The 9,494-nt window shown below is 55.9% G+C and carries 9 protein-coding genes and 1 pseudogene; 6 read left to right on the forward strand and 4 right to left on the reverse strand.

Annotated elements, in window-relative coordinates; genetic code table 11:
- On the reverse strand, window positions 1-378 hold a 378-nt coding region (locus Q7O77_RS10490; protein WP_304166719.1), incomplete at its 3' end, for a solute carrier family 23 protein.
- Between the two features lie 351 nt (window positions 379-729).
- Window positions 730-1,656 (reverse strand): kdo(2)-lipid IV(A) palmitoleoyltransferase, encoded by a 927-nt coding sequence (gene lpxP, locus Q7O77_RS10495; protein ID WP_304166722.1) that lies wholly within the window; start codon window positions 1,654-1,656, stop codon window positions 730-732.
- Window positions 1,657-2,400: 744 nt separating this feature from the next.
- Here lpxP and Q7O77_RS10500 point away from each other — a divergent pair.
- Genes Q7O77_RS10500 through Q7O77_RS10520 form a run of 5 tightly spaced genes read left to right on the forward strand, consistent with a single transcriptional unit; the run spans window position 2,401 to window position 7,365 of the window.
- On the forward strand, window positions 2,401-3,273 hold the full coding sequence (locus tag Q7O77_RS10500) for a carbohydrate ABC transporter permease (RefSeq protein ID WP_304166724.1): 873 nt from the start codon (window positions 2,401-2,403) through the stop codon (window positions 3,271-3,273).
- Window positions 3,263-4,147, forward strand: coding sequence for a carbohydrate ABC transporter permease (locus tag Q7O77_RS10505; RefSeq protein ID WP_304166727.1), 885 nt, complete (start codon window positions 3,263-3,265; stop codon window positions 4,145-4,147). The genes Q7O77_RS10500 and Q7O77_RS10505 overlap by 11 nt, the downstream gene beginning before the upstream one ends.
- A gap of 11 nt (window positions 4,148-4,158) precedes the next feature.
- The gene (locus Q7O77_RS10510) at window positions 4,159-4,980 is read left to right on the forward strand and encodes a phosphodiesterase (protein WP_304166729.1); all 822 of its coding nucleotides are present in this window, start codon (window positions 4,159-4,161) and stop codon (window positions 4,978-4,980) included.
- Between the two features lie 5 nt (window positions 4,981-4,985).
- Window positions 4,986-6,065 carry an ABC transporter ATP-binding protein gene (locus tag Q7O77_RS10515; protein WP_304166740.1) on the forward strand — a complete coding sequence of 360 codons (1,080 nt, stop codon included), beginning with the start codon at window positions 4,986-4,988 and terminating at the stop codon, window positions 6,063-6,065.
- Window positions 6,058-7,365: an ABC transporter substrate-binding protein gene (locus tag Q7O77_RS10520; RefSeq protein WP_304166731.1), complete on the forward strand. Its 1,308-nt coding sequence runs from the start codon at window positions 6,058-6,060 to the stop codon at window positions 7,363-7,365. Before Q7O77_RS10515 ends, Q7O77_RS10520 begins: the two co-directional genes overlap by 8 nt.
- 74 nt (window positions 7,366-7,439) lie before the next feature.
- Here the strand turns inward: Q7O77_RS10520 and Q7O77_RS10525 are convergent, their stop codons facing one another.
- Both Q7O77_RS10525 and Q7O77_RS10530 read right to left on the reverse strand, forming a co-directional pair.
- Window positions 7,440-7,991, reverse strand: a complete 552-nt coding sequence (locus Q7O77_RS10525) for a sugar transferase (RefSeq protein WP_304166734.1) — start codon at window positions 7,989-7,991, stop codon at window positions 7,440-7,442.
- A gap of 24 nt (window positions 7,992-8,015) precedes the next feature.
- Window positions 8,016-8,975: an SDR family oxidoreductase gene (locus tag Q7O77_RS10530; protein ID WP_304166737.1), complete on the reverse strand. Its 960-nt coding sequence runs from the start codon at window positions 8,973-8,975 to the stop codon at window positions 8,016-8,018.
- A 176-nt stretch (window positions 8,976-9,151) separates the two neighbouring features.
- Between Q7O77_RS10530 and Q7O77_RS10535 the strand changes: the two are divergent.
- Window positions 9,152-9,494: pseudogene (locus Q7O77_RS10535) on the forward strand (polysaccharide biosynthesis protein); the annotation flags it as partial.

The raw sequence follows: 9,494 nt of genomic DNA on the forward strand, positions 1-9,494 counted from the left end.
CAGCACCCCCATCATGAAGATGGCGCCTAGCGCGACAGGCACGCTGATATTCTGCCCCAGCACCAGGCTGAACGCAGTAAACGCGGTCAGAGAAATCGCGCAACCAATCGCCATCGGCAGGTTGGCCCACAGCCCCATCAACAAAGACCCGACCCCTGCGACCAGACAGGTGGAAACAAATACCGCGGCAGGCGGAAAACCAGCTTTTCCCAGCATGCCGGGGACAACGATAACCGAGTAAACCATCGCCAGAAACGTGGTAAGACCCGCCAGTATTTCCTGACGTACGCTGCTGCCTCGCTGAGCGATTTTAAAGAAAGCATCGAGTGCGCCACGCGGACGGGCAGCCTCATCAGCCTGACGAGAAGAATTGGACATGGTGGTATCCCTTGCTAAGTCATTATTATTAAGCCTCTGTGCCTCCAGACAACACGGTCATTCGAACCGGTCGGCGTGGAAGAACGCAGAAACTGAGCCAGAATTTAGCTAACGTCATGCCGTTTATCCCTTGCCTAAGACAAACAACATGGGCCATCACCAGCGGCAGAAACGTCCCCTTGAGCCCCGACAACGGCGGGGCAACGTCTGCTGCCGTAAAGTAAGCCTGCGATTATCCCGTTTTTGGGATAAGAATTTCAAAAACTATTTATTTATCGCACCGACATTCTTACACGATCAAAGACGGGCAACCGCCATGAGCCGTTGCCCGTCTTTGCATTGAGGAGGCAATTAGAGGTAGAGCGAGGCTTCTCCCACCGGTCGCGTTTTGAAACGGCGATGCAACCAGAGATACTGTTCAGGCGCGCGCATAATCTCGTGCTCGATCACCCGATTCATATAGCTCGCCGCCTGAGTTTCGTCGTTTTGTGGGTAATCCTTCAGCTCGGGTTGAATCACCAGCTGATATCCCTTGCACTTGGGTTTCCGGATCAAGATGGTGGTCACCATCGCCGGCTGATTAGCCAGCTTGCTGATCGTAAATGTTCCGCTGGTCGTCGCTGCCTTCGGGACGGCGAAGAACGGCGCAAATACGCTGCCACGCGGGCCGTAATCCTGATCCGGCGCGAACCAGACCGCTTCGCCGCGTTTCAGCGCCTGCACCATGCCGCGTAAATCTTTACGGTCGATCATGGCTTTATTCGAGCGGGAACGCCCCCAGGTTTGTACCAGCTCCATCACTTTATTATTGTGAGGCCGGTACATCGCCATCATGGGGCGGCATAATCCCATCGCCCTGCCGCCCAATTCCAGCGACATGAAATGCACGCCAATGACCATCACGCCACGCTGTTCACGCCCTGCCTGCTGCAAATTCTCCAGGCCGATAACTTCGCACCAGGCGCGTACGCGGCGATCCGACCAAAACCAGGCCATACCGGTTTCCATGAGCGCCATGCCCAACGAAGCAAAGTTTTCTTTGACGATCGCTTCACGCTGTTGCGGCAACATTGAGGGAAAGCACAGTTCGAGATTGCGGCGGGCGATGCTGACGCGGCGTTTTAGGAAGAAACGCGCGGCGTTGCCCATGCTGCGTCCGGTGAACATCAGCAGCGGATACGGTAACTGTACCAGGAGATATAAAAGGGCCAGACCAAACCAGACGAGCCAATAACGGGGATGGAGTAAATCTTTGGTGAATTTTTTGGTGGTGCTCATTGCTATCATCTCGTAACGCCATACTGGAATGACAGCCGTTCTCAGCCGAACCATGCCAGAAATGACAAAAAACCGTTAATTCCTTACCACGCCGACCAAAAGATCCGGCTCGAGCAGAATGGTAATGGCAGAGAAACACTCGAACCCAGGCAGGCCAACCATTATTGGTAAAACTATATTACCTGAAAATAGTCCGCGCCGACGCACAACTTAACGCGATAATAAAGCCTGAAACGATAGGGATATCGACTGTTAGAAGGAGAGCGCGCCGTTTAAGTCGCATTTTCCGATGACTGCCGCAGCCAGTGTAACATGCTGACCTGACATGACGGCGCCCATTCCTATCAGAATAATCCGCAACCCTGACGAAACCTGAGGCTAATGCCTTATCCTCTTCCACTCGCTTCCACTCGGATAACACGTTGAGTCTAGACAAAATGATCCGACATATTCCAACGCCATCCCCTTTTGTCCGATTCGACAACGCTGCACGTTTGGGGTTCTACTTTCTTTATTTGCATATTGCTGATGCCGTCTCGGGGATGAAATCACACGGGCCGCGACATGAGGATGAGACTTCAACGTCCGGATCATCAGGTGAACTCATTCGGCATAGCCCTTCCTGATAGGCGTTGTGGGCCGATCACGACCTCGTCATCAAACCGTCACTGTTCCGCCATGCGGGTGCAGCATTCCCCCCTCAGGATAACCGCTCAATTTTCATCGCTGACGACGGTAAACCTCATGCGCAGTCACTGGTTGCCTTGGCTCATTCTGTTGCCTTCACTGCTGTTTCTCGCTCTATTCACCTACTTTCCCTTATTACGGTCGGTCTACGACAGCCTGTTCGACACCCGCATGACCGGCGATAACGCGCCGTTCGTGGGGCTAGGCAATTTTGCGCGGCTGCTGGACGACCCCGTGTTCTGGCGCGCGCTATGGAACAATGTGTTGTACATCCTGCTGACCGTCATCCCTGGCGTGATATTGGCGTTGATGCTCGCACTGGCGCTATGGCAAAACACGGCGATAAACCGCTGGTTACGCACCGCTTTTTTCTTTCCCATGATTATCCCGATGGTGAGCGCCGCCGCGCTGTGGCTGTTTATTTTCATGCCGGGAATGGGGCTGCTGGACTACCATCTGGCCAAGCTATTCGGCCCCATGAACAACAACTATCTCGGCCGCAGCAATAGCGCGCTGCTGGCTCTGAGCCTGATCGGCATCTGGAAATTCGCCGGCTACTACATGCTGTTCTTCCTGGCCGGTCTGCAGGGTATTCCGGCCTCCGTGCGCGAAGCGGCCGTTATGGAAGGCGCATCGCCGATACAGGTGTTTTTCAACGTCACTCTGCCGCTGCTGCGCCCAACGCTGAGCTTTGTGCTCACTACCGCGCTGATTTACGCCATTACCCAGATCGATCACGTTGCCGTCATGACGCACGGCGGACCGGATAACGCCACCACGGTGCTGCTTTACTACATCCAGAATCTGGCATGGGACACCCATGACTTTGGTAAAGCCTCCGCCGCCACATTTATCACCCTGCTCGCCCTGTTCCTCTTCTCGCTCATCAACCTGAAAGTTTTGGAAAAAGGAGCGCACTATGAGCGTTGAGTTAACGCCCATCTATCAGGCGGAGACCGCCGCCCGTCCAACCTGGCTACGCTGGCGCCAAAGCGGGCGCATCACCCTCAGCGCGCTGCTCATCTGCGCCGCACTGCTCTGGATAGCGCCGTTCATCTGGATGCTGTCGGCGGCGTTCAGCCCCAGTACGTTTGGGCCTGGCATGGCTTCCCTGCTGCCGAGCTGGCCGCTGACGCTGGATAACTTTCGCGATGCCTGGTACAGCGCCGACTGGCTCCGCCTGTACGCCAATACCGCCTTCTTCGCCTTCGGCACCCTGTTCGTGCAACTGCTGACGATCACCACGGCGGGCTATGTCTTCGCCTGCCATGAATTCCGCGGCAAACAGACGCTGTTTGTCCTGTTTTTAGTCCAGCTGATGATCATGCCGGTCATGATGATGGTGCCCAATATGATGACGCTGCAGCAGTTCGGCCTGCTCAACACGCTCACCGGCGTCATGATGCCCTACTTCACCTCCGCCTTCGGCGTATTCCTGATGCGCCAGGCGTTTATGAACATTCCCAAAGAGATCGAAGAAGCCGCCCTGATGGAAGGCTGCCGCTGGTGGCAGGTCGTGTATCGCGTCCTGCTGCCGATGTCGTGGCCCTCCATGATGGCCTTCGCCACCGTCAGTCTGACCTATCACTGGAACGAGTATTTGTGGCCGCTGATGATGCTTAACGATCCGGACAAACAGGTACTTACGGTCGGGCTGGTGTCCTTTGCGATGGGCGCGGAGTCCGGCGGTCAGTGGGGCACCATCGGCGCCGGGACGCTGATGGTCTGCCTGCCGCTGATGCTGGCTTTCATCCTGTTCCAAAAACAGTTCCTCAAAAGCTTCGGCTTCTCAGGAATAAAATAACGGAGTGACTCATGCTGTTAGCGCATATTTCAGATACGCATTTTCGTAACCAGGGACAAAAACTGTATGGATTCATTGATGTCAACGCGGCCAACGCGGACGTGGTTTCCCAGCTCAACGCGCTGAGGGAACGACCGGACGCGGTGATCGTCAGCGGCGACATCGTCAACTGCGGCCAGGCGTCGGAATATCGCATGGCGCGCCAGACGCTGGGGGCGCTGGACTACCCGCTGTACCTCATCCCCGGCAATCACGATGACAAAACCTATTTTCAGGAATACCTGCACGCGATCTGCCCGCAGATCGGCTTCGATCCGCAAAATATCCGTTACGCCATCGACGACTACCCGCTGCGCCTGCTGTTTATCGACTCAAGCCAGGCGGGATCGTCTAAAGGATGGCTGACGGAAGAGACATTGCGCTGGCTGGAAGAGCAGCTCAGCCTCGACGACAAGCCTACCGCTATTTTTATGCATCACCCGCCGCTGGCGCTGGGATCCGCTCAAATGGATCAGATCGCCTGTGAAAACGGGCACCGTCTGCTGGCGCTTATCGAGCGCTTCCCGGCCCTTGTCAGGGTTTTCTGCGGCCATAACCACTGCATGATCTTCACCCAATATCGTCAGGCGATTATCGCGACGATCCCCGGAACGGTGCATCAGGTGCCTTACCATCATGAAGACACGCGCCCTTATTACGATATGTCGCCCGCCGCCTGTCTGATGCATCGTCTGGTGGACCATCAACTGGTGAGCTACCTGCATCCGCTGTCGCACTATGCCGGTCCGTGGCTGTATAACGCGGCCATCAGCTGCCCGATGGATGACGCGTGATGAGCCTGATACGACTACAGAACCTCGGCAAACGCTTCGAGGGTAAACCGGCGCTGAAGTCGGTCTCCTTAGAGATCGCCTCCGGCGAGTTTCTGGTGCTGGTCGGCCCTTCCGGCTGCGGAAAAAGTACGCTGCTGCGGCTGCTGGCCGGTCTGGAAAGCGCCAGCGAGGGCCATATTTGGCTTGAGGGGGAGGATGTCACCGCCACGTCGCCGCGCGAGCGTAATTTCGCCATGATTTTCCAGAACTACGCGCTGTTTCCTCATTTAACGGTCAGAGACAACATCACCTTCGGTATGCGAATACGCCGTGAGCCCAAGGCGACGCGACAGGCACGATTGGACGAAGCGGTCCGCTTGCTGCAACTGGAGGCCGTGCTGGACCGAAAACCAGGACGACTGTCGGGCGGACAACGACAACGGGTCGCCATGGCGCGCGCTATCGTGCGTAACCCACGTCTCTTTCTGATGGATGAGCCGCTGTCGAATCTGGATGCGCGTCTGCGTACCGATGTCCGGGACGGCATCATGGCGCTGCACCGCCAGTTAAAAACCAGCACGGTTTATGTCACGCATGATCAGATCGAAGCGATGACGATGGCCGACCGCATTGCGGTGATGGATCGCGGCGAGCTACAACAGGTCGGTACCCCAGAACAGCTTTACGCTTACCCCGCTAACGTGTTTGTCGCTGGGTTTATCGGTTCTCCCGCCATGAATCTGGTCCGACTTTCCTGTTACAACGGCAGCGTCGCACTGGATGAAGGCACGCTAACGCTTCCCACGCACGCCACTCAGATCCCCGAGATCGTTTTTGGCGTACGACCGGAACACCTCACCGATCACCCCGAGCCCGGCATTCATACCTTTCAGTTGGCTGGGCGTATCACGCAGCGAGAGCTGCTGGGTGGTGAGTACTTGCTTCACGTAGAGACCGCCATCGGCATACTGCGCTACTGCCGTAAAAATCGGGGCGACGTTCCCGAACGCGGCGATCCCGTCCGTCTTGGCATCGAGTCTACGGATATTCATCTTTTTAATGCCGCTACCGGGCAAAACTTATTCCAGGAGATTCCCCATGCGTAGTTTTAAAATGCTGGCGTTCGGACTGGCGATGTCATTCGCCGGCGGCGCACTGGCCAAACAAAACATTGATTTCATGTTTCCTGCGCCGGTCGACGGCAAATTGACGATGGAAATGACCCGCATTATCCGGGATTTCAACCAGTCGCAGCAGGATGTAGAGGTGCGCGGCATCTTCACTGGCAATTACGACACCACCAAAATCAAAGCGGAAGCGGCGGCTAAGGCCGGGCAACCGCCCGCGTTGGTCATCATGTCAGCCAACTTCACCACCGATCTGGCGCTGAAGCAGGAAATATTGCCGATGGACGAACTGTTCAAATTTGGCGATCGCAAAGCTTCCGCGTTCCTGCACAGCGAGTTCTGGCCCGCCATGCATCAGAATGCTCAGGTGATGGGCGTCACCTACGCCATCCCGTTCCATAACTCGACGCCGATTCTGTATTACAACAAAACCCTGTTCGAACAGGCCGGTATTAAACAGCCGCCGCAGACCTGGCAGGAGATGCGGGAGATCGCTCAGAAGTTAACGGACCAGAGTAAAGGCCAATGGGGGATCATGCTGCCCTCCACCAACGACGACTACGGCGCCTGGTTACTCTCGGCGCTGACGCGCGCCAACGGCGGTCAGTACTTTAATCCGGACTACCCCGGCGAAGTTTACTACAACGCGCCCTCGACGATAGGTGCGCTCCGCTTTTGGCAGAACCTGATTTATCGCGACAAGGTGATGCCGTCCGGCGTGCTTAACTCCAAACAAATCAGTGCGGCGTTCTTCTCCGGCAAGCTGGGAATGGCGATGCTGAGCACCGGTGCGCTCGGTTTCATGCGGGAAAACAGTCAGAACTTCGAACTGGGCGTGGCGATGTTGCCAGCGCACCTGCAACGTGCGGTGCCGATCGGCGGCGGCAGTCTGGTGAGCTTCAAAGGCATCACAGAAGAGCAGAAAAAAGCGGCCTACCAGTTCCTGACCTATCTGGTCAGTCCGCAGGTCAACGGCAGCTGGAGCCGCTTTACCGGCTACTTCTCGCCACGCAAAGCCGCCTATGAGACGCCGGAAATGAAAGCCTATCTGGCGGCAGATCCACGTGCCGAAACGGCGCTGCAACAGCTAACCTATGCTCATCCGTGGTATGCCACTTACGAAACGGTGGCGGTTCGCAAAGCCATGGAAAATCAGCTGGCGGCCGTGGTGAACAGCGAGAAGGTCACGCCGCAGGACGCCGCTAATAACGCGCAGCGGGAGGCGGATAGCCTGATGAAGCCCTACGTGGACCGAACGGCTTTAGAAGATGTGAAGTAAGCTTTTGGCCGCCAAAGCGCGGCAGCCCGCAGGAAATAGCCCCGTGACGATTAACAGGTCACGGGGTTGCAGTATCAGCGCACGCGATCGCCCGCGCCTTTCCCCACCACGGTGAGGAGCAGATAGCGAAAATAGCGTTGCACCGTCATGGTCTGAATCATTCTCTGATCCCATTCTGCCAACGTCTGAGGCGTAGACATGTCGATGGCGTTAATCTGCGCCAATCCGGTAATGCCGGGCAGGACGTCGAAAACGCCACGGGCCTGTCGTTCCTCGATCAGTTCCTGTTGGTTGAACAAACAGGGGCGAGGCCCTACGAGACTCATCTCGCCGCGAGCCACATTAATCAGCTGCGGCAGCTCATCCAGTTTGGTTTTACGTAAAAAGGCGCCCAGACGAGTCACGGCATGACGGTTAGCCAAATGGGTGGCGACTGACTCGGTTGCGACCGCCATCGTGCGGAACTTAATCAGATTGAACGGCCGTTGGTGCCGTCCTACCCGCTGTTGTACAAACACCGGCGACCCGGTATCAAACAGCCCGATGAGATAAATAACGCCCATGACGGGCCATAAACAGCAGAGTCCAACCAACGCGAGCGTGAGATCAAAAAAACGAAACGTCATGTGCATTAAACCTTGGTTCATCGATTAATCCGTAGCGTCGCGCTCAGCCTGATAGGCGCTGGCGGTCAGCGCAAGCGCCTGAGGATAAGCCACAACAGGCCGCCATCCCAGACGGTCGCGCGTATGAGTAATATCGACCTGCAACGATCCCAATAACCTTTCCGCTACGGGCGCTTTGCCTAACACCCTCGCCGCCCACAGTAAACAGCGCGGAGGCAGCGGCCAAATGCGGCTGGCGACGCCTAAAGCTTTCGCCATATCGGCAAGCAGCTCGGCGGTAGAGACATCATGATCGTCCGAAACCAAAAACGTTTCGCCCGCCGCCTGTGGATGATGAGCGCACAGCAAGATGAGATCCGCCAGATTATCCACGAAAACCAGGCTGCGCGAGTTTTTCACGGCCCCGAGCGGCAGGGGTAACCCTTTGCGGATCCAATTCATCATGGTCTGGAAATTCGCCTTAACCCCAGGACCATATACCAGCGGCGGGCGAATCACCGTCACTTCGAGCCCTGTCTCACGGGCGATCTGCCACAGACCCAACTCAGCTTCATATTTACTCAAACCGTAGGGATCTTGCGGGGGCTGTTCGACTTGGGGCGTGAAAGGATGATGGGCGGGGCTCGCTTCTCCATTGACCTTGATAGAACTGAGAAACACGAAGCGCTTTACCCCTAATTCCGCTGCCTGACGCGCCAGCGTTAATGTTCCCGCCACGTTGGTCTCGCGGTATAGCGACAGCGAATCGCGCGGCACGTCCTGCATCTGGTGTACGCGGGCCGCACAGTGAATAACGGCATCGACGCCGTTCAAGGCCTCACGCCAGTCTGCATCGGCCGACAGATCCTGGTAGACCACGCCTTCCTGAACCGGAACGCCCGGCTTTTGGCTACGATGGGACAGGCATTCCATTCCCTGTACATGAGCCAGCTCAACGACACGGCGTCCAATAAACCCACTACCACCTGTCACTAATAGTTTCAAAATGTATTACCTTTCCAAGGCCGACACTCGTATGATGGCGGTCATCGTCGTACACATATTAACCTCATGTTCTAAGTGGCTATACTTCCCGCTAGCTAATAAAAAATGGGGTGTCTACAATGATTATGAATAGTAACAACAAAACCCATTTCCATCATCTGACATCCAGGCTTTAGATGTTTAACCCCATTCATGCTTTGCTTAACGCGCCAAGAAAAAACAAACGTATCGTTACCGTTCTGTATGATGTTGCCGCGATTATTTTTTCGCTCTATCTGGCGGTCGCCTTTCGCTTGGGCACCTACGCCTTTCATGTTGGCCTATCAGAGATAGCCAGCCTGCTGGTGACGCTGGTGATCACCATTGCGGTCTTTATTCGCTGCGGCATGTATCGCGCCGTATTGCGATACATGATGCTACCGGCATTGGGTAACGTATTCTTCGCAGTCATTCTGTCGACCTTAACGCTCGCCCTGAGTAGTTTTTTCTTCCAGTCATTTGTGCCGCGCAGCGTACCCT

It is taken from the genome of Lonsdalea britannica (genome assembly GCF_946477055.1).
In the GTDB taxonomy this organism is placed as follows: domain Bacteria; phylum Pseudomonadota; class Gammaproteobacteria; order Enterobacterales; family Enterobacteriaceae; genus Lonsdalea; species Lonsdalea britannica_A.

Excerpts from the sequence above, each read along its gene's own strand:
- Q7O77_RS10525 (WP_304166734.1), bottom strand. The coding sequence starts at position 7,991 with ATGACGTTTCGTTTTTTTGATCTCACGCTCGCGTTGGTTGGACTCTGC.
- Q7O77_RS10520 (WP_304166731.1), top strand. The coding sequence starts at position 6,058 with ATGCGTAGTTTTAAAATGCTGGCGTTCGGACTGGCGATGTCATTCGCC.
- Q7O77_RS10510 (WP_304166729.1), top strand. The coding sequence starts at position 4,159 with ATGCTGTTAGCGCATATTTCAGATACGCATTTTCGTAACCAGGGACAA.
- Q7O77_RS10505 (WP_304166727.1), top strand. The coding sequence starts at position 3,263 with ATGAGCGTTGAGTTAACGCCCATCTATCAGGCGGAGACCGCCGCCCGT.
- lpxP (WP_304166722.1), bottom strand. The coding sequence starts at position 1,656 with ATGAGCACCACCAAAAAATTCACCAAAGATTTACTCCATCCCCGTTAT.
- Q7O77_RS10500 (WP_304166724.1), top strand. The coding sequence starts at position 2,401 with ATGCGCAGTCACTGGTTGCCTTGGCTCATTCTGTTGCCTTCACTGCTG.